The 18,766-nt window shown below is 63.5% G+C and carries 23 protein-coding genes; 9 read left to right on the forward strand and 14 right to left on the reverse strand.

What is annotated here, in order from left to right; all coding sequences use genetic code 11:
• Positions 1 to 4: 4 nt before the first annotated feature.
• Complete coding sequence (locus tag J1C56_RS17945; protein ID WP_214391437.1) at positions 5 to 466, reverse strand: L,D-transpeptidase; 462 nt, start codon at positions 464 to 466, stop codon at positions 5 to 7.
• Between the two features lie 402 nt (positions 467 to 868).
• Here J1C56_RS17945 and J1C56_RS17950 point away from each other — a divergent pair, with 402 nt between their 5' ends.
• The gene (locus tag J1C56_RS17950) at positions 869 to 1,183 is read left to right on the forward strand and encodes a hypothetical protein (RefSeq protein WP_214391438.1); all 315 of its coding nucleotides are present in this window, start codon (positions 869 to 871) and stop codon (positions 1,181 to 1,183) included.
• Positions 1,184 to 1,227: 44 nt separating this feature from the next.
• Positions 1,228 to 1,392, forward strand: coding sequence for a hypothetical protein (locus J1C56_RS17955; protein ID WP_214391439.1), 165 nt, complete (start codon positions 1,228 to 1,230; stop codon positions 1,390 to 1,392).
• Positions 1,393 to 1,414: 22 nt separating this feature from the next.
• Here J1C56_RS17955 and J1C56_RS17960 read toward each other — a convergent pair whose 3' ends face one another.
• Positions 1,415 to 2,140, reverse strand: coding sequence for a winged helix-turn-helix domain-containing protein (locus J1C56_RS17960; RefSeq protein WP_214391440.1), 726 nt, complete (start codon positions 2,138 to 2,140; stop codon positions 1,415 to 1,417).
• Positions 2,141 to 2,339: 199 nt separating this feature from the next.
• On the opposite strand from J1C56_RS17960, the gene J1C56_RS17965 reads away from it, so the two are divergent.
• Together J1C56_RS17965 and J1C56_RS17970 are read left to right on the forward strand one after the other, a co-directional pair.
• Complete coding sequence (locus J1C56_RS17965; RefSeq protein WP_214391441.1) at positions 2,340 to 3,119, forward strand: response regulator; 780 nt, start codon at positions 2,340 to 2,342, stop codon at positions 3,117 to 3,119.
• Between the two features lie 128 nt (positions 3,120 to 3,247).
• Entirely contained in the window at positions 3,248 to 5,332 is a 2,085-nt protein-coding gene (locus J1C56_RS17970; RefSeq protein WP_214391442.1) for a PAS domain S-box protein, read from the forward strand.
• 21 nt (positions 5,333 to 5,353) lie between these two features.
• Here J1C56_RS17970 and J1C56_RS17975 read toward each other — a convergent pair whose 3' ends face one another.
• The 5 genes from J1C56_RS17975 to J1C56_RS17995 form a co-directional block, all read right to left on the reverse strand.
• Positions 5,354 to 6,127, reverse strand: a complete 774-nt coding sequence (locus tag J1C56_RS17975) for a glucose 1-dehydrogenase (RefSeq protein ID WP_214391443.1) — start codon at positions 6,125 to 6,127, stop codon at positions 5,354 to 5,356.
• Between the two features lie 182 nt (positions 6,128 to 6,309).
• On the reverse strand, positions 6,310 to 6,720 hold the full coding sequence (locus J1C56_RS17980; protein WP_214391444.1) for a hypothetical protein: 411 nt from the start codon (positions 6,718 to 6,720) through the stop codon (positions 6,310 to 6,312).
• A 325-nt stretch (positions 6,721 to 7,045) separates the two neighbouring features.
• Positions 7,046 to 7,345, reverse strand: coding sequence for a GNAT family N-acetyltransferase (locus J1C56_RS17985; protein WP_214391445.1), 300 nt, complete (start codon positions 7,343 to 7,345; stop codon positions 7,046 to 7,048).
• Between the two features lie 2 nt (positions 7,346 to 7,347).
• Positions 7,348 to 7,968 (reverse strand): alpha/beta hydrolase, encoded by a 621-nt coding sequence (locus J1C56_RS17990; RefSeq protein WP_214391446.1) that lies wholly within the window; start codon positions 7,966 to 7,968, stop codon positions 7,348 to 7,350.
• 10 nt (positions 7,969 to 7,978) lie between these two features.
• The gene (locus tag J1C56_RS17995) at positions 7,979 to 8,911 is read right to left on the reverse strand and encodes a VOC family protein (protein ID WP_214391447.1); all 933 of its coding nucleotides are present in this window, start codon (positions 8,909 to 8,911) and stop codon (positions 7,979 to 7,981) included.
• Positions 8,912 to 9,139: 228 nt separating this feature from the next.
• Between J1C56_RS17995 and J1C56_RS18000 the strand changes: the two genes are divergently transcribed.
• Positions 9,140 to 10,696 (forward strand): alkaline phosphatase family protein, encoded by a 1,557-nt coding sequence (locus J1C56_RS18000; protein ID WP_214391448.1) that lies wholly within the window; start codon positions 9,140 to 9,142, stop codon positions 10,694 to 10,696.
• 55 nt (positions 10,697 to 10,751) lie between these two features.
• On the opposite strand, the gene J1C56_RS18005 is transcribed toward J1C56_RS18000, so the two are convergent.
• Together J1C56_RS18005 and J1C56_RS18010 are read right to left on the reverse strand one after the other, a co-directional pair.
• A complete protein-coding gene (locus J1C56_RS18005) occupies positions 10,752 to 11,693 on the reverse strand; it encodes a PRC-barrel domain-containing protein (protein WP_214391449.1) in 942 nt (313 codons plus the stop codon).
• Positions 11,694 to 11,904: 211 nt separating this feature from the next.
• Positions 11,905 to 12,075: a hypothetical protein gene (locus J1C56_RS18010; RefSeq protein WP_214391450.1), complete on the reverse strand. Its 171-nt coding sequence runs from the start codon at positions 12,073 to 12,075 to the stop codon at positions 11,905 to 11,907.
• 125 nt (positions 12,076 to 12,200) lie between these two features.
• Here J1C56_RS18010 and J1C56_RS18015 point away from each other — a divergent pair, with 125 nt between their 5' ends.
• Entirely contained in the window at positions 12,201 to 13,637 is a 1,437-nt protein-coding gene (locus J1C56_RS18015; protein ID WP_338001465.1) for a sensor histidine kinase, read from the forward strand.
• A gap of 11 nt (positions 13,638 to 13,648) precedes the next feature.
• On the opposite strand, the gene J1C56_RS18020 is transcribed toward J1C56_RS18015, so the two are convergent.
• The gene (locus J1C56_RS18020; RefSeq protein WP_214391451.1) at positions 13,649 to 14,101 is read right to left on the reverse strand and encodes a hypothetical protein; all 453 of its coding nucleotides are present in this window, start codon (positions 14,099 to 14,101) and stop codon (positions 13,649 to 13,651) included.
• A 19-nt stretch (positions 14,102 to 14,120) separates the two neighbouring features.
• Positions 14,121 to 14,447, reverse strand: coding sequence for an ElaB/YgaM/YqjD family protein (locus tag J1C56_RS18025; RefSeq protein WP_214391452.1), 327 nt, complete (start codon positions 14,445 to 14,447; stop codon positions 14,121 to 14,123).
• A gap of 123 nt (positions 14,448 to 14,570) precedes the next feature.
• Between J1C56_RS18025 and J1C56_RS18030 the strand changes: the two genes are divergently transcribed.
• A complete protein-coding gene (locus tag J1C56_RS18030) occupies positions 14,571 to 15,683 on the forward strand; it encodes an AI-2E family transporter (protein ID WP_214391453.1) in 1,113 nt (370 codons plus the stop codon).
• 43 nt (positions 15,684 to 15,726) lie between these two features.
• Here J1C56_RS18030 and J1C56_RS18035 read toward each other — a convergent pair whose 3' ends face one another.
• Positions 15,727 to 16,488: a Crp/Fnr family transcriptional regulator gene (locus J1C56_RS18035; RefSeq protein ID WP_214391454.1), complete on the reverse strand. Its 762-nt coding sequence runs from the start codon at positions 16,486 to 16,488 to the stop codon at positions 15,727 to 15,729.
• A 159-nt stretch (positions 16,489 to 16,647) separates the two neighbouring features.
• On the opposite strand from J1C56_RS18035, the gene J1C56_RS18040 reads away from it, so the two are divergent.
• Complete coding sequence (locus J1C56_RS18040) at positions 16,648 to 17,031, forward strand: response regulator (protein ID WP_214391455.1); 384 nt, start codon at positions 16,648 to 16,650, stop codon at positions 17,029 to 17,031.
• On the opposite strand, the gene J1C56_RS18045 is transcribed toward J1C56_RS18040, so the two are convergent.
• Both J1C56_RS18045 and J1C56_RS18050 read right to left on the reverse strand, forming a co-directional pair.
• Positions 17,017 to 17,565: a sigma-70 family RNA polymerase sigma factor gene (locus J1C56_RS18045; protein WP_115730560.1), complete on the reverse strand. Its 549-nt coding sequence runs from the start codon at positions 17,563 to 17,565 to the stop codon at positions 17,017 to 17,019. The two genes, J1C56_RS18040 and J1C56_RS18045, sit on opposite strands and share 15 nt — an antisense overlap.
• 6 nt (positions 17,566 to 17,571) lie before the next feature.
• Positions 17,572 to 17,769 (reverse strand): NepR family anti-sigma factor, encoded by a 198-nt coding sequence (locus tag J1C56_RS18050; protein ID WP_214391456.1) that lies wholly within the window; start codon positions 17,767 to 17,769, stop codon positions 17,572 to 17,574.
• A 196-nt stretch (positions 17,770 to 17,965) separates the two neighbouring features.
• Between J1C56_RS18050 and J1C56_RS18055 the strand changes: the two genes are divergently transcribed.
• Complete coding sequence (locus J1C56_RS18055; RefSeq protein WP_214391457.1) at positions 17,966 to 18,760, forward strand: response regulator; 795 nt, start codon at positions 17,966 to 17,968, stop codon at positions 18,758 to 18,760.
• Positions 18,761 to 18,766: the final 6 nt, after the last annotated feature.

Genomic DNA, 18,766 nt, shown 5'->3' on the forward strand with positions numbered 1-18,766 from the left:
GCGTCTATTTGACGATCTGGATGCTGGTGTTGGACGGGCCGTAAGCCTGGACCAGCTGATAAAAGTCGGCGGCATTGTCGGGATGCAGGCGCACGCAACCGTGCGAGGCCGGCCGGCCGAGGCGGCTGATGTGGTTGGTCGCGTGCACAGCATAGCCGCCATTGAAGAACACCGAATGCGGCATCGGCGCGTTGTCGTATTTCTTCGAATACCACATCTCGTGCAAACGCGTCGGCTTGTAGGAGCCCTTGGGCGTGACATAGCCGCGGCCCGCCGTCGACACCTTCCACACGAAGGCCGAACGGCCATCGATGATCACATGCATGCGCTGCTGGCTGATCGACACCCGCGCCACGATCTTGCTCGCCGCAAAGACGCTGCCCTGGCCGGCGGCCAGCAACAGTGCCGCGCCTGATATGGCGATGGCGGTGATGTTGATCAGTCGCTTCTTCAGTTCGGAATTCATGACGTCCCCTTGAGCCGGTCGTGCCGGCAGTAAAAATGCATTTCGGAATGGACGTCTTTTTGCCAGCTTCGTGTTTCAGACAAATTTCGTTTGTCTATTCTTTGTGTTTCATACTCGTTTCCAGATTGGCAATTTTAGTTTCGCTACAGCCCGCACCTCCCAAATTTGCAATCGCCACTGCCCCACGCGAATTGACCTGAATTCGCGCCTCCAGGCAGCCCACCCCTTTATGAATCCCTTGCTGCTTCGGCGCGTTATGCTGCTGAAAGTGCAGCGCAAGCGCCCGACTGTCCCGCAACCTGGCTGAAACATTCGGAAGCACTAAAGACTATCCGGCGGCATCTTCCCGATACAGCCGGCCGGCACATTCAGCCTCGACGAAACGAACGTTGCGAAGGTTGGATGAGCGCGAAACGGTTGGCTGCAAGATGGTTCCTGCGGGTGGGCGTCGCTACGGCGATTCTGTCAGGAATCGGCTTTCTGGCCAATCCGGGCAACGCCATGGCAGCTGAATTGCCGCCGGTGCAGGACATGGCCCCGGTGGCCTCCGCCGCCATCTTCTTCGCAGCAGCCTTGTTCGTCGCAACTCTGCGCATCTGCCGGGTCCATGGGCGTGGGTGCCTGGCCTGGGTGGGCAGAACCTCGCGCGTCACTCGCAGCGAGGACAGGATACCCGCGCCGTCCACGGCAGGTCAGGCGGCGCGGGTATCTCGGTAGCCGGTTTTGATTGAAACCCCTGAAACGGAAACGGGGCCACAGCGATGAAGAGACAATTCGCAGCATCGGTGCTTTCGGCACTGCTCTATGCCCAGGGGCTGCTTGGCTTCGCGGGCGTGGCGAGCGTGCTCCTCAAGGACAGGGCCCATGCCGAAGAGATGGCGGTTGTCGAGATGGCCGCGCCGGCGGTCGTTAAGCCGGCCCGCTGACATTTTGGTCAGTGCAGCGTCATCAGCTCGGGTTTTCGGTTGGAGTGGTTGTGCCGGCCTCCTGGCCGGCTGTCTTTGTCGGCGGATCGAAGCGATAGCCCGAACCCCGGATCGTGGTGATGCTTTCGGTGTCGAGCTTGCGGCGCAGGCGCACGATGCGCGAGTCGATCGAGCGGTCGAAGGCATCGGCACTTTCGGCCGGCGCGGCCGCCATGATGTCGTCGCGCGTCAGCACGCGCCTGGGCTGCGACAGGAACAGCTTCAGCAGCGCGATCTGCCCGGGCGACAGCTGCTCCTCCTCGCCGGTGCTGTGCATGACAAGCGCCGAGCGCAGGTCGACTGTCGAATTCTCCAGCACCACCAATTCCTGCGTGCCGCGTCCCCGGCGCGCGAGGAGGCCGCCGATGCGCGCGGCGAGCTCCCTCACATTGAGAGGGCTCTCCACGACATCGGCGGCGCCGAGTTCGAGTGCCAGCACCTTGTCGACGAGTTCGCCGGGGCGGCAGATCAGCACGAAATCAGGCCCGCCCTCGCCGCCGAAGCGGCGCAGCAGGTCGCGGCCCTCTGCCGGCGTCAGCCCGTCGCCCACCACCACGACATCCATTCCCTTGGCGGAAAGCAGCGACTCGGCTTCCCACAGCCGCTTGGCCGACCGAATGTCATGACCGCGCCGGTCGAGATGATCAGTCAGGTCGGAGGCGACGACCTCCGCTATGGCGACAAGTGCTACGACCGATCTTCCAGCCACGTTCCACCCCGCATCGTCAGCCTCAGTGCGACCATTGCCTGCCGGCGCGGACTGCGCGGCGCCTGCCGTGGCAAGAAAATGCCCAGGGATGCGCTTGGCCGGGGATGGGTCCCCAGTCGTCTCGCCCCAAGCCTCAAATCGCCCCTAACGAGGCAGGACGCCATTGGCAACTGCCCACCTAAAATGATCGCTGGACATCATGTTTATACCCAATCTACTTTCCGCCGGTAGCGGAGGCGAGACCAAACTGCGCGCTCGGATTGTCATCGTCGAAGATGAGCCCGACCTGAGGGACGCCGTTGCCGAGTATCTCGGCGCGAACGGCTTCGACGTGACCGCAGTCGAAAGTGCCGCTGCCCTGCGCACCCTCATCGAAACCGAACAATTCCAGCTTGCCATCCTCGACATCGCCATGCCCGGCGAAGACGGGCTTTCGCTTGGCCGCTGGCTGCGGGCGAAAATGCCGATCGGCATCATCTATGCCACTGCCGCCGGTACCGCACTCGACCGCATCGTCGGCCTCGAGATCGGTGCCGACGACTACATGGTCAAACCTTATGAACTGCGCGAACTTCTGGCGCGTGTGCGCTCCGTCATCCGGCGTGTGCCACAGCCCGAAAGCTACAGGCAGTCGCTGCTTGCCGCCCAGCCGCCGCGCCGCACCATCGCCTTCGGGCCGTTCCAGGCCGACCTCGACGGCCGCCTGGTCACCGGTGGCAGCGGCGCCATCATCGACCTCGCCAAGAGCGAATTCGACATGCTCGAGGTCTTCCTGACGCGGCCCAACCGGCTGCTCAGCCGCACCACCATATCGGAGGCCATCGGCTTTGCCGAAGACCCCGAATCCTCGCGCGCCGTCGACATTCGCATCATGCGGCTGAGGAAGAAGATCGAAGACGATCCGGCGAACCCGAAATTTCTGCGCACCGTGCGCGGGGAAGGCTATATCTTCTCCTTGCCCGGCAGCGAAGGCTACTAGCGTATCGGCCCGAAAATCGGAGTCGATTTTCGGAAAGCACGCTGCGCAGAATCAGAAACTAGAGCGTCTTTTGTGCATTCGATTGGACGCACGGCGCTCTAAAGCCTCCGGCCCCGCCAGGAACCGCGATGACCTTGTTGACCGTCTCACGCACCGACAACCCGTCGGGCACGCCGAGCCCCACCATCGTGGCCGGGCAGATCGTGCGCCGGCTGCGCGCTGCCCAGGACTGGCAGATCGAGATCGACCATATCCTGGAAAGCTTTGCGCGCGGCTTCGGCGGCCATCGCACCATCCTGTTTCGGCTGCGCGACGTGCCCGGCCAGGGCTTCGCGCAGTCGATCTCCGCCTACTGGGTCGATCCGAAGATCGAGTCCATTGCCGCACCGCCAACGACAATCAACCAGACGCTTGTCGATTCCGACCCGCTGCTCGAACGTCTTGCCGAGGAAGGCCGCCAGGGCAAGATCTTCACCGGCCTGACACGCGACCTGACCGGCTTCCTGCGCACCGATTTCGAAAAGCAGCACATCAAGTCGTTCCTGTCGGTGTCGGTCTCGGCGCACGGCCATCTCTGGGGCACGCTCGCCGTCAATGACTGCCTGGTCGAGCGTCACTGGAACGACGACGAGATCGCCGCGCTCGAAATCATCGCCGCAGCCCTTGGCGATGCTATCGAGCGTTCGCTGTCGGAATATCATGTCAGCGAGATCATCCGCCGCACCATGCTGCAGGCCTCGCTCGACGCCATCATGGTCGTCGACGAGACGGGCTCGATCATCGAGTTCAACCCGGCGGCCGAAAAGATGTTCGGCTGGAGCCGCGACGAGATCCTTGGCAAGGACCTGCTCGATACGGTGATCCCCAGCTACTACCGCAAGGGCTACAACAACGGCGCCGAGTACCTGGCCGGGCGTGGCTCGCCGATGGTCGGCCACCGGCTGGAGACCGTGACCCAGAACGCGTCAGGCGAGATCATCCCGATCGAGCTAACCGCCAACGAGATGCGGCTGGCCGACCGGCGGCTCGTGCTCGGCTCGATCCGTGACCTCAGGGAAAAGCACCGCGCCGAAGAAGAGATCAACCGCCAGCGCGAGAAGCTGCACCAGAACGAAAAGATGGCGGCGATGGGCTCGCTGCTCGCCGGCGTCTCGCACGAGCTCAACAACCCGCTTGCCGTGGTCGTTGCCCAGTCGACGCTGCTGCACGAATTCGCCCCCGACCCGCAGACCAAGATCCGCGCTGAAAAGGTACGCGCCGCCGCCGAACGTTGCGGCCGCATCGTCAAGAGTTTCCTCGGCATGGTGCGCCTGCACCCGACCTCACGGGCGGAGACCGACCTCAACCAGGTCATTCGCGCAGCACTTGAGGTCACCGCCTATGGCGCCCGCTCCAGCGGCATCAGCATTGCCACCGAGCTTGCACCCGGCACGCTGAGCGTGATGGCCGACGCCGACCATATGACCCAGGTCGCCGCCAACTTCCTGGTCAACAGCCAGCATGCGTTGGCTGCGGCACCCGCCGACCGGATCATCCGCGTCAGGACTTTCCGCAATGCCGACGGCAGCGCCGGCTTCTCGGTCGAGGACTCCGGCCCCGGCATCGCCGAGGCGATCCGCGACCGCATCTTCGAGTCCTATTTCACCACCAAGCCGGTCGGGGTCGGCACCGGCATCGGCCTGTCGATCTCGAAAGCCATCGTCGACCGCCACAACGGCAAGGTCTGGTTCGAGCCGGTGGTGCCGACGGGCGCGCGCTTCATCGTCGAACTGCCGCCAATGGGCGCCGGCCACAGCACGATTCTGGAGGCAACGCCAAAGTCGAGCGGCCTGCGCCATGCCGTCATCATCGACGACGAGCCTGATGTCGCCGCATCGCTGGCCGACATCCTAGAACTGATGGGCGTCAAGTCGCGCATCGTTTCGACCTGGGATTCGGTCGCCGAAGCGCTGGCCGACCAGCCCGACATCATCTTTTCCGACCTGCGCATGCCCGACCGCAGCGGCATCACCATCTTCCGCGAGATCGTCGCGTCGCAGCCCGAGATGGCGCCACGCTTCGTGCTCGTCACCGGCGATCTGATCGGTGCCAAGGCCGAACTCGAGCAACTGCCGCCCAACCTCAAGCCGCATATACTGGAAAAGCCGTTCAGCACCTTCGATGTGCGCAGCGCGCTCAGCGCGGTCTCCGAACAGGTCGCCGACAGCGCCTGACCTTGTCCTGCATCGATAGCGTCACTGGGCGGTGTAGCCACCGTCGATGACGAGCTCCGTCCCGGTTACGAAGCTCGATTCATCGGAAGCCAAGTAGAGTACGCCATAAGCGACGTCGTCAGGCTCTCCAACCCGGCCGAGCGGTGTCAGCTCGACGGCCTTGTTGCCCGCACCGCTGGCCGCAAGCCTGTCGAGCGCGCCCGTCGACATCGGCGTACGGACCCAGCCCGGGCAGATCGAGTTGACGCGGATGCCGTAGCGCTCCTTGGCGCAATGCAGCGCCGCCGACTTGCTGAACAGCTTGACCCCGCCCTTGCTCGCGACATAGGCGGCGGTCGAGGGGCTGCCGACGATGCCCATTGTCGACGAGAAGTTGACGATCGACCCGCCCTTGCCGGTCTTCCGCATCGCCTCGATGCCGTATTTGGTGCCGAGAAACACGCCTTCCATATTGACGGCCATCACCTTGCGCCAATCGTCGAGGCTGAGATCTTCGACGCTGCCGAAAGGAGCGCCGACACCGGCATTGTTGACCAGGATATGCAGGCCGCCAAACGCCTCGAGCGTCTTTGCCATCACGCCCTGCCAGCCGGTTTCCGAAGTCACGTCATGTTCGGCATAGAGGCTGCGCCCGCCAGCTATCCGGATGGCTTCGGCGACCTGGCGGCCTTTGTCGGCCTGCAGGTCGCTGACGACGACTGCCGCGCCCTGGCGCGCCAGCAGCTTGGCGCTCGCTTCCCCCATGCCTGACGCGGCACCGGTCACGATCGCAACTTTTCCTTCGACGCGGCCCATCGCTGATCCCCTTGCATGAGGAGTTCATGGTCGGGCAACGACGCTGGCCACTGCATCGTCCTGAGGGACTAACAGCACGCTTGCGCCAGAACAAAAAAAGCCCCCGCAGCCGAAGCCGCGGGGGAGGTACGCGCTGGAGGATCTGTGTGCAGGCGCGGGGATTGGTGGCAGCGCTCGGTGCGCTAGAAGATGTTGGGCGTGGTGCGGACCAGTTCGGCGCTGGCGATCAGCCTGACTTTGCGCGCTTCGCGCATGCCGGTTTCCTTGGCGATGGTCTCGACGCAGATCTTGCTTTCGGCGCCCCAGGCCTGCCCACGGCAGGCGATCTCGGTCTCGGACAGCGGCAACCTGTCGGTCTTGGCAGTCGTTTGCGCACCGTCGATGACCCGTGGCGTCGAGCCCATCGAGGCAAAGGCCGGACCGCTGGTCGGGGCCAGCACCATCGACGAAAGGGAGGCGATCACGAAAACCGAAAACATGGCCATCGGGTGCTCGTTGGCACGCTGGCGGATGGCAAGGCGCGGACGGCGATAGATGTGCGAACGCGGCTGGAACTTGTGGTCGAACTCGGAAAGCTGGGTGGAACCGGACATTGGGCAGCTCTTTTCGTTAAATTTCATTCCCCTGTTGATATGAATGTAACCGCGCTTTGTAACGCGCCGATGCTGATCAGCGACGTCTAATGCAACAACCGGCAAACCTCATAAACAGTCAGTATTTCTGTCCAATCGGTCACAATCAGTCGTCATATCAGTCATTTCGGCCGGCAAGCTGTACCATTCCGAGAAAGCGCCGAAAGTGCCTTTGTAACAGCCTGCCTGAAATTCAGGCATATACGAAAATAACGAAAGGCCGGTGCAGTCGCCTGCACCGGCCTATCGGATTGGACCGGGCGATGCCCGGCGTCGGTGTTTGAGCCTAGCCGTTCAGCACGTCAGCCCATTCGGGATGGCGGCGGAATTGCGCCGCCGCAAACGGGCACAGCGGGATGATCTTCTTGCCCGCGGCGCGTGCGTCTTCGACCGCCCGCGTCACCAGCCGCAGGCCCGCGCCTTGGCCACGGAAGGCATCGGGCACTTCGGTATGGTCGATGATGAACAGCTGTTCGCTGACATTGCTGTAGGTCATCTCGGCTTCGGCCCCGCCGGCGCCGCGTATGACGTAGCGCCCCTTGCTGCCGCGGTCCTCGTGCTCGATCGCCGCCAGTTCTTCAGCCATTGTTACAGCTCCTTTGTTGCGGTGGTGAAAAGGCGCTTCACCGCATCGATTTCGTTGGGTCGCACTTCGTGGCCACCTTCATGCCACTCGAGACTGACATCGGCACCGACTTGCCGCAAATAGGCGTCGAGCCGGCTCGTCAGTTCGGGCGGACAGATCGGATCGCGCCGGCCGGCGGTAACAAGCACTTGCCGGCCAGCAAGGCTGCCCTTCACGTCAGGCGCAAACGGGATCAGCGGGTGCATCAGCGCCACCGCGTCGAACAATCCGGGTTCGGCAAACAGCACCGAGGCCAGGATGTTGGCGCCATTGGAATAGCCGAGCGCCAGAATCCGCGACGGTTTTGCCGCCGCGATGTGCGCCCTGACGAAACCGGCCATCTTGTCGGTCGCCCTTGCAAGATCGTCCATGTCGTAGACGCCCTCGCCGGTGCGGCGGAAGAAGCGTGCCGCGCCCATTTCAGAGACGTCGCCGCGTGGCGACACGATCGTCGCGCCAGGCACCAGCTCCTGGGCAAAGCCCAGAAGCTGGTTTTCGTCGCCGCCGGTGCCGTGGAAGGCGAAGACCAACGCGCTGCCCGGTTCGCCGGGCAACAGCTTGTGGATGTAGCTATCCTTGCTCATTGGTCCCTCCTCAGTCGTCCAGCGGCTGCAGGTTGTTTTCGAGATAATCGCGGAGATGCGCGTGCTGCGACGGCAGCTTCAGCGCCTCACCGAGATGGGCGGTGTCCTCGTCGCGGTCGAAGCCGGGCTCGTTGGTCGCCACCTCGAACAGCACGCCGCCGGGGGTGCGGAAGTAGATCGCCCAGAAATAGTCGCGGTCGATGACCGGCGTCACCTGGTAACCCGTATCCATCAACGCCTTGCGCACCTCGAGCTGCTTGGCCCGGTTCTCCACCGCAAAGGCGATGTGGTGCACGGATCCTGCGCCCATGCCGGCAAACGATGCCCCAGGCAGCGTCTCGATGTCGATGAAGTCGGCACCGTTGCCGTCCTTCACCGCCAGCCGTTTGACGTTGCCGGACGTGTCGACCGCCTCATAGCCCATGAACTTCAGCAGCTCTTCGGTGGCACCACCGTCGCGCAGCCTGAGCGTCGCCGAATGAAAGCCGCGGATCGCCTCGTCATTGCCGACGCCGCCCTTGACCCAGGGCGCACGGGTGTCGCCCTTGGCCTCGACCAGCGCGAAACCATCTCCATCGGGCCCGGCGAAGCTCAGGCGCTTCTCGCCAAACTGCTCGTTACGGGCAAGCCCGCCCACGCCCTGTTCGGCAAAGCGCTTTTCCCAGAAAGGTAGCGTGCCATCGGGAACCGAAAACACCGTCGTGCCGACCTCGCCAACGCCGGGACGGCCCTGGCCGATGTTGGGGAACGGAAAGTAGGTCATGACCGAACCCGGCGTGCCCAGCTCGTCGGCATAATAGAGGTGGTAGACATCAGGCGCGTCGAAATTGACTGTCTTCTTGACCCGGCGCAGGCCGAGCTTGTGGGTAAAAAACTGGTTATTCTGTGCCGCATCCTTGGCCATCGAGGTGACGTGATGCAGACCCTTGATCTGGTCGAGCATGAACTTGCTCCCTTTCTCGCTGCGGCCCCTGCCGCGCTGTTGCGATGAATATGGTCGCATTGGCTGTGGCGGCAAAGTGGGCCGGCGCAGAATGGACTGTCGCCAATTTGTGAACGACGATCACACAAATGTTCACAGATTTTGGCATGAGCCATGCAGGCACAATGGCGCTTGCACGCGCCGATGAATCCGGCTTCCTTGGCCGCGATTTCAGATTTGGGGGCGAGCTTGGCAGGCACCGGCAGACGGCAGAACATTCTTCTCATCACTTGCGACCAGTGGCGCGGCGACTCCTTGTCCGCCGCAGGCCATCCCGTGGTTAAGACACCCAACAGCGACGCGCTCGCCCGCGAAGGCGTCCTGTTCAAGCGCCATTATGCCGGGGCAGCACCCTGCTCGCCGGCGCGGGCCTGCCTCTATACCGGCCTCTACCAGATGAACAACCGCGTCTGCCGCAATGGCACGCCGCTCGACGACAGGCACGACAACATCGCCCGCGCCGCCCGTCGCGTCGGCTACGACCCGACGCTGTTCGGCTACACCGATGTGTCGCCTGACCCGCGCAATCGTGCACCGGGCGATCCGTTCCTGCGCACCTATGAGGGCGTGCTTCCGGGGTTCACCACGAGGCAGCTGCTGCCCGAACACCAGAAGGGCTGGCTGTCCTGGCTCGCCGCTCGCGGCATCGATTCCAGCGCCGGCTTCCCCGACGTCCACCGGCCGGCGAACGCCGATGCTCCAGAAGTCAGCAACGCGATCCCCGTCTATTCGAAGGACGAAACGCCTGCCGCCTTCCTCACCGGCGAATTCCTGCGCTGGCTCGGCGAACTGGACGAAGGCGAACCATGGTTCGCCCATGTCTCGTTCCTCAGCCCGCATCCACCCTTCATCGTGCCCGAGCCGTTCAACACAATGTACGACCCGGCCGAAGGCCCGGCCTATGCGCGCGCAGCGACCCTTGGCGCGGAGAAGGCGAGCCATCCGTTCCTCGCCTACCACCTCGAACATCACCAGAATAAGTCGAGCTTCATCCCCGGCGCCCCTGGCAATGTCGGCGACTGGAGTGAGGACGAGTTCCGCAAGATCCGCGCGCTCTATTACGGCATGATCTCGGAGGTCGATTCCCAGCTCGGCCGGATCTGGCAAGGCATCCGCGACAAGGGAGACTGGGACAACACCATCGTCATCCTGACCTCCGACCATGCGGAGATGATGGGCGACCATTTCATGCTCGGCAAAGGCGGCTGGTTCGACGGCAGCTATCACATCCCGCTGATCGTCAAGGCGCCGGGCCACGAGCAGGCAGCGGGCAGCAGCGTCGACCGCTTCACCGCCGCCGTCGACATCATGCCGACCTTGCTCGACCTGATCGGCGGGGCAGCGCAACCGCATCTCGACGGCCAGTCGCTCAAGCCGTTCCTCGACGGCGACGAACCGGCTGGCTGGCGCGATGCCGCCCATTGGGAATACGACTTCCGCTCGGTCGCCGGCGGCACCACCGAAGCCCATTTCGGCACCGGCTCGCGCTCGCTCAACCTGTCAGTCATCCGCACCGAGGCGGTCAAGTACGTGCATTTCGGCGGCGGCCTGCCGCCTTTGCTTTACGACCTCGTCAACGACCCCGGCGAAACGCGCAATCTCGCCGATGATCCGGCCTGGCTGGCCGTGCGGCTCGATTTCGCGGAACGGCTCTTGGCCTGGCGTGCCAAGCACCTCGACCAGTCGCTGGCGCTGTCGGAGCTGGCCGAGACCGGTCCCACCGGCCATTTCCTGCGCCTGCCCTAGCACGTAAAAAAGCCCGCGCCGAAGCGCGGGCCTTTCTTGCTCAGTGCCGCCGCATCTACTGAACGATGATCAGGCGCTGCTCGTCGCGCTTGGCAGCCCAGCTGCCGGCGTCATAGGCCGGCTGGGCCTCGAGCTGTTCCTTGCTGAAGGTGGTGTAGAGATACTTCTTGCCTTCGGCATCAACCATGAAGGCGAGATTGTCGCTGCCCACGGCAACCTTCTTCTCACCCATGCCAAGGAAGCCTCCGACGTCGATGACATAAGCATCGATCTTGCCGTCCGCCGTCATCAGGATATCGCCGATCTCGCCGATGTTGGCGTCGTCGGCGCCATAGACGGTGGTGCCCATCAGCTCCTCGGCGCGCAGATCGGCAGCAGGCAGCTCCTTGAGCGTCGACTTGTCGATGGCAGCGGTCTTGGTCTCGTCTGCCGTTGCCGCATCAGGCGTAGCCGGTACCTGGGCCGTCTCTTCCGTCGCCGGAGGCGTCGCCTCAGGTGCTACGGGAGCCTGTGCCGTCTGGTCGGTTGCCGGAGCAGCCGGATCCGTCGCTGCTACAGGTGCCGGCGCCGGCTCATAGCCACGGCGGTCGAAATCGGGCAGCGCCTGCAGCTGCTCCTTGGTCGTGGCCATCACCAACCAGCGGTCGCCGTTCTTCTCGGCCCAGTCGAACTTGTCGAAGCTGACGGCGACATTCTTTTCGCCGATGCCAAGGAAGCCACCGACACCGATGACGAGCTGATCGGCCTTGCCGTCTGCGGTCAGGACGATGTCGTTGACGTTGCCGATATTCTCGGCGTCGTCGGCGGTGCCGTTATAGACCTTCTCGCCAATGATGTTGGCGGCAAGAAAACCGTCGGCATGGGGGATCACTTCAGGCGTGGCCGGAGTGGCCTGGCTCGGTGCCGGTGCGGGAGCCGGTGCGGTGGTATCCTGGGCGTATGCGCCGGTTGCAACAAGCGTGGCAAAGGCGGTCGTGGCCAAAAGGTTGCGGATCATGATATTCTCTCCTCGTGCGTGTTTTCATGCATGCCGCGCCTCGACCAGTCTTTTGCGGGAAGGGTCCGGCGCGGCCCCTTTACGGGTTCACAACGTCGTGACCCGGTCATGGTTCCGAAATTGTGGCAGGCTTATTTTCGGTGAGTGCCGGGAACCGAAGCGTCACTCGCATTTCGGCAAGCATTTCAAATTCCTCATTCCCCAAGGGCACTTAGCCCGGGGCGGCGGTGGTCTGGCTGGCGTTCTGGTCGATCATCTCGCCATAGAATTCCGCAGCACCCCATGCCGCCATTGCCAGCATCAGCGCTGCCAATAGCACCACCAAGACGTGGCGGCCGCGCGTTCCCTGGCGCGCATTTCGGGCTGGAATGATCCTGGTCATCTTGCTCTCCCATCTGGTTCCAGAAAGGCTAACGACAGCATCACGGCATGGTTCCCAAGTTTCGACCAAGGCTTTTCAAGCGTGCCGCGCCCGTCTAGTTTCCCCAGGCCAAGAGGGGTGGCCGAGTGCAGGACGACAGAACCAACCCAGTCACCATCGCCGAGGACAGCGAAAACGCTGCGCACAAGCGTGGGCCGCGTGACGCCGATTTCGACCGGCTGGCACGCCTTGCTGCAAAGCTGATGGCGGCACCCGCGGCCCTGCTGACCCTCACCAACACGGCAGGGCAGCAAGTCGTCCATGCACATGTCGGAACGTCTCCCGCGCAGGCCGCGGAGGCGCTCGGCCTGGCAGAACGGTTCCTGGCAAACGACCCGGCCGAAGCGCGTGATGGCACATTTCTCCTGTATGCCGGCGCGCCGATCGTCGCATCCGGCCGCGGCGTCGGTGCCTTGCTGGTTCTCGACGGCGGGGAGCGCCCCGCCCCCGATCCGGACATGCTCGAGCAGTTGCAGGACGTCGCGGCACTTGCCGGAAGCCTGATTGTCCTGCGCGACCGCTCGCAGGCCGGCGCGCGCGCCGAGGCGGCGCTTGTGCATGCCGAAACCCGTCGTGCGATCGCGCTTGAAGCCGCTGCCCTTGCCAGCTGGGTCTGGGACCCGCGTACCGGCGTCGTCGAATGCGACGCGCTCTTGCCCGAACTCTTCAACATGCCGCCGGCAACGAGAATGCGGGCGCGCGATATTGTCGTCGCCATCGATCGCCGCGACATCGGCAGGACGCGGAAGATCTTCCAGGAAGCGCTTGAAGGCAGCGACGACTATTCCGGCGAATACCGCATCCGCGGCTTTGATCCGCCGCGCTGGCTCGCCGCCCGCGGCCGCGTCGTCGAGCGTGATGCCGATGGCCGTCCGACGCTGGTCTTCGGCGTCAACTACGACATTTCAGAGCGCCGCAGTGGCGAGGAGCGCCAGCGCCTCCTGCTGCGCGAGATCAACCACCGGGTCAAGAACACGCTCGCCACCGTTCAGGCGCTTGCCACCCAGACGGTGCGACATGCACGCGAGCCGCGCGAGTTCCTTGACGCCTTCAGCCAGCGCCTGCGCGCACTCGGCGTCGCTCACGGGCTTTTGTCGGAATATGAATGGCGCGGCATCGGCATCCGCGATCTCGCGCGGCTGGAGCTCTCGCCGTTCGACGACGCGGACACCCCGCGCATTGCGATATCAGGCCCCGACGCGCTGCTGACCCCGGACCAGACACTGGGCCTGGCGCTGATCCTGCACGAACTGGCCAGCAATGCGCTCAAATATGGCGCCCTTTCAGTGCCGGCCGGTCGGGTTTCCGTGTCGTGGACCGTGAGCGGCGAAAAACAGCTGGAGCTGGAATGGGTCGAGAGCGGCGGGCCCAAGGTCACCCCGCCCGCCCATCATGGTTTCGGCTCGATCCTTATCCGCCGCAGCCTCGCCAAGGTCATCTCCAGCGAGGTGACACACGAGTTTCCGGCAGACGGCGTGCGCGCCCACATCTCGATGCCGCTTGGCGAACTGGCTGAGGCCTGAAGGCCGCAGACCTACTCGCCCGCCACGCCGTCGGTGTCGTCGGGCTTGTGATTTTCGCGATAGATCGCATAGGCGGCCAACGCCACCACCGGCCCCAGCAGTGCGCCGATACCGCCCTTGCTGCGCAGCAGTGTCGGCAGCACGGCCATCGCCGCCGTCGTGCCCAATGCTGCGATGTCGGCGCGCCGCCGCCGCTGGTCCTCGCGAGCCCGCGACCCTGCCATCAGCTTGTGCACAAGCAGGATCAATCCCGCCAGCACCAGGAAACCGAGGCCAAAGCCGATTGCCGCTTCAAGATGGCCATATTTCTCGGCCGCCCAGATGAAGGCGGCACCGACGAGAAAGCCGGTGCCACACAGGCCAGCGATCGCAGCGGCCAGATAAGCCGCTGCCGCGCGGCGCGTCCGCCTCAGCGCCAGTGTCGTCTCGCCGGTGGCGAAACCCGCAATCAATGATGCCAGCATGTGTCCCCCGACCTGGTTACTAGCGCCGCGCCAGAAGCGCGATGAGGAACCCAACGCCGGCGGCGATGGCAAGCGACGTCACCGGCTTTTCGCGCACGGTCGTCATGAACTGCTCTTCGATGTCGCGGGCGTTGGCGCGCAAGGCTTCGACCGCCGCGTCGCCCTGTGCCTTCAATTGCTCGGCACCTTGCGACGCCGCGCGCCGCGCAGCACCGTAGCCATGCTCGCCGGTCGCGGCCAACTGCTTGGCGAGCGCTTCGATGTCGGCCTTCAACTGCTTGATGTCGGCCTCGAGGTCCGGCGTCGTCTTGGTGCCGTTGCCGGTCTTGCCTGTCGCTGTCGCCATGTCATTGCTCCTTGCATTTCGATGGGGCCGAAACGCCTGATATCCCTGTCGGTTCCGTCGTCGCAGGAACCATCGCCGACCGCCGGACGTTTTGCCAGTCTCATTCAGCTGGAAAAATCATCGATGCCGTCCCGCACCATCAAGAAGGCGCCGACCGTGCGCCTGCCGCCAAAATCCAATTTCGAGATCCTGCTTACGCGCGGCGCCCAGGTATCGATCATCTTCATCGGCATCGTCGTCACCGTCTTTGCCCTTCACGCCGGCGAGTTCATCCTCACCCCCATCGGCCTCGGCGTCGTCATCGGCCTGATGCTCGGCCCGCTCGCCTCGCGGCTTGAACGCTTCAAGGTTCCGCCGGCACTGTCGGCGGCGATCGTCTTTCTGCTGTTCATCGTCTCCGTTGGCATCTTTGCGCTTCTGATCAGCTCTCCGCTCAGCTTCTGGCTTCAGCGCCTGCCGCAGATCTGGGCGCAGCTCGCCACCCAGCTGTCCGACCTCAAGGGGCCACTCGAAACCTTCAAGAGCATGCGCGATCAGCTGCGCCAGGTCACCGGCGGCGAAGGTGTGTCGGTCTCTGTCGACGAAGGCATGGGCGTAGAGACGATGGCGACGCTGGCCCCGGCCGTCATTGCCCAGGTGCTGTTGTTCTTCGCCAGCCTCTACTTCTTTGTCGCGACGCGCTACCAGACACGTACCGCCATCCTCAGGGTGTGCTTCAACCGCCGCCTGCGCTGGCGTGTCGCCCACATCTTCCGCGACGTCGAAAGGCTCGTCTCGCAATATCTGCTGTCGATCACCGTCATCAACTTCGCCGAAGGCCTGACCGTCGGCATCGGCCTTTACCTGCTCGGCGTGCCCTCCGCGCCGTTATGGGGCGCGCTGGCGATCGTAACCAATTTCGTGCCCTTCGTCGGCCCGCTGGTCATGGTCGCGATCCTGTTTGCCGTCGGCCTGACCGAGTTCGACACTTTGGGCGCGAGCCTGCTACCGGTCGCACTCTATCTCGGCGTCAACACCATCGAGGGCCAGTTCGTCACGCCCCTGGTCATCGGCAGGACGATGACGCTCAACCCCTTCGTCGTGCTGCTCGCTCTGGCGTTCTGGATCTGGCTGTGGGGTGCCATCGGCGGCTTCATCGCCATCCCCGCTTTGCTCGTAGGCTACGCCATCATCCGCAACGTGCTGCCCGGCGTGAACTGGGGTGTCGACGAACTCGACCGGCAATACGAGCGCTAGGGGCATGGCTGCAAATGTCGGGGAGGTCATGCATCGGTGCGTTTCACAGCAGTGGTCGCACACCCTCGTCGAGGCCGCTCCAGTTCGCTAGCGCCATGAGCCCCTCAATGTCGAGTACCTTGCAGCCGCCATCGCGCCACTGCACCAGCTTTCGGTCCATCAACTTGCGGATCGTCTTGTTGGTGTGGACGACCGAAAGCCCGAGCGTGTCGGCCAGGTGCTGCTGGGTGATCGGGATTTCGACATCGCCCTTGCCGTCCATGCCGACCTTGTGGGCGCGGCTGGCAATGAAGGCGAGAAGATAGGCCGCGCGTTCCAGTGCCGAGCGGCGCCCGACGCTCAACAGGTTTTCATCGAGCATGCGCTCTTCGCGCGCCGCGATCCAGGTGATGTCGTAGGCAAGGCCAGGATAGTCGCGATAAAGGTCCATCAGCCGGTCGCGCTCGAACATGCACAACAGCATCGGCGACAGCGCTTCCACCGAATGCTGCATCTCGCCCATCAGGGTGCCCTGCAGGCCGATCATGTCGCCGGGCAGCACGTAGTTCAGTATCTGGCGGCGGCCATCCTCGAGCAGCTTGTAGCGAAAGCCCCATCCTGCCAGCACAGTAAACAGATGCGCGCTGTTGCTGCCTTCGGAAAGCAGCGTCGCACCCTTGTCGACCGCAAGTTCGCCGCGCTTGAAGCTGCTGACGAAAGCCAGTTCCGCCTTGTCGAATGGCCTGAAGGCCGGCAATGGCCTGAGCGGACACTTCTCGCACGGAACCTGCCGCGCCATGTCGGTTGGAATGCTCTGCGCCGTCATGAAACCCTCCAGGAATGTGACCGGCAACGCCGTGAGACCACCGAAGGTTCCTCATCCGCGCGCCAATGCCTGCTACTCGACCGCGGCATGTCTTTTTTAAATGACAGCAAGCGCAACTGCCGCCATGTTCTGCTTCGATTTCATGGAGTGCCCCGCGACGTGCCAACCCCGCTTTCAGGACTACGTATCCTCGTGCTCGAAGACGAGGCACTGATTGCACTCGATGTCGAGCAGCTCTGCCGGGACCACGGTGCCGGAGAAGTCGCCATCGCCGGCAATCTTCGCGAAGCACGCGAAGTCGCAGTGCCCTATGATGCCGCCATCATCGACGTCATGCTCGGCGGCGAGCCGACTTTCGATTTCGCACGCTCCCTCGAGGCTGCCGGCGTGCCGTTTGTCTTTGCTTCCGGCTACGACCAGCTTGACGAGATCTTTGCCGGCTTCCCGGGCGTCGCCCTGGTGAGCAAGCCCTATGCCGGCGCCGACCTCATCGAGGCCGTTGCCGAGAGCATCCGCAAGGCTGCGCGTTCAGCCGACAGTTGATCCCATCACCTGAGCGGCAATGGCGTCGGGGCCGTAATCGGCCTCGCCGGAGATATCGAGTATCTCCTGCAGCCGGTTGCGGGCGCGGCTGACGCGGCTCTTGATGGTGCCGACAGCACAGCCGCAGATCTCCGCCGCTTCCTCATAGGAAAAACCCGAAGCGCCGATCAGGATGATCGCCTCGCGCTGGTCTTCCGGCAATTGCTCCAGCGCCTTGCGGAAGTCGTCAAGATCGAGTCGCCCGTGCTGGCTCGGATGCACGGCCAGGCGGGCTGTCAAAAGACCCTCGCTGTCCTGCACCTCGCGTCCGCGCTTGCGCATCTGCGAATAGAACTCGTTGCGCAGGATGGTGAACAGCCAGGCCTTGAGGTTGGTGCCCGGCTGAAAGCTGGACTGCTTGTCCCACGCCTTGACAAGCGTTTCCTGGACCAGGTCGTCGGCCCTGTCGGCGTTCTGCGACAGCGACATGGCAAAAGCGCGCAGGCCAGGGATGGTCGCGAGCAAGTCGCCCTTGAAACCGAGAGATGCTGCCATGCCCGGTCAGTCCTTCTGCTGCTCAGGTTCGGCTTGTTCCAGCTGGCTGAGCAGCTGGGCAAATCGATCCGGCACCTCGTCGGACACGAGCTCATCGTAATATTGTTTGAGTTTGCGGCCTATTTCGGAATTTGCCCCAAGAGGTTCCCCGTCGCGTCGACGGTTCGGCCCGGCGCTGGCTACGCCACTGGTCTGCTTGGTCATATGCTTGTCTTTGCCCTTTTGCCCCGTCGGACGTCCCGCCCCAAACGGCGCGCAACAACCTTGTTGGTTTATCGAATTTTGCATCCAACTCCTCAAATGCGGATAGGTTCCACAAACGAGGAACTTTTGCACAAACCAAGCGTTGTGTGTCGCTTCACAACAGTTTCAGCAACGTCGAATGAGGGAGACGTCAATCATGACACTATCCACGAGAATCGCCCCGCACCTGCCCTATCTCCGCCGCTTCTCACGCGCGGTGGCGGGGTCCCAGGAGAGCGGCGATGCGCTGGTGGCCGCGATGCTCGAAGCACTGATCGACGATATCGATGTTTTCCCATCCGCTTCCAACGACCGCATTGCGCTTTACAAGATTTTTGCCCGCCTTTTCACCTCAGTCTCCATCCGCGTGCCGCAGGATTCTCCAACGCTCGGCTGGGAAAAGCGAGCCGCTGCCAATCTTTCCGCTCTTTCGCCGCGCCCGCGCCAGGCATTCCTTCTGGTTGCCGTCGAAGGCTTCAATGAAGCCGAAGCCGCCGAGGTCCTCGACGCCGACCAGGATGAGTTCACAAGGCTCCTGCAGGAAGCGAGCGGCGAAATCTCGCGTCAGGTGGCAACCGACATCCTGATCATCGAGGACGAACCGCTCATCGCCATGGACATCGAAGAGATGGTGGAGAGCCTGGGCCATCGTGTCGTCGGCACGGCACGCACCCGTGCCGAGGCCATCGCGCTGTTCAAGAAGACCCGGCCCAAGATGATCCTGGCCGACATCCAGCTTGCCGATGGCAGTTCCGGAATCGACGCCGTCAACGAGATGTTGTCTTCGGCACCGCTGCCCGTGATCTTCATCACTGCCTTTCCCGAACGCCTGTTGACAGGCGAGCGCCCGGAGCCGGCGTTCCTCGTCACCAAGCCGTTCAACCCCGATATGGTCAAGGCGCTGATTAGTCAGGCTTTGTTCTTTGACAGACAGGCAAAGGCTGCTGCATAGGGTTTT

Origin of the sequence: Aminobacter anthyllidis, from assembly GCF_018555685.1 — a bacterium.
GTDB lineage: Bacteria > Pseudomonadota > Alphaproteobacteria > Rhizobiales > Rhizobiaceae > Aminobacter > Aminobacter anthyllidis.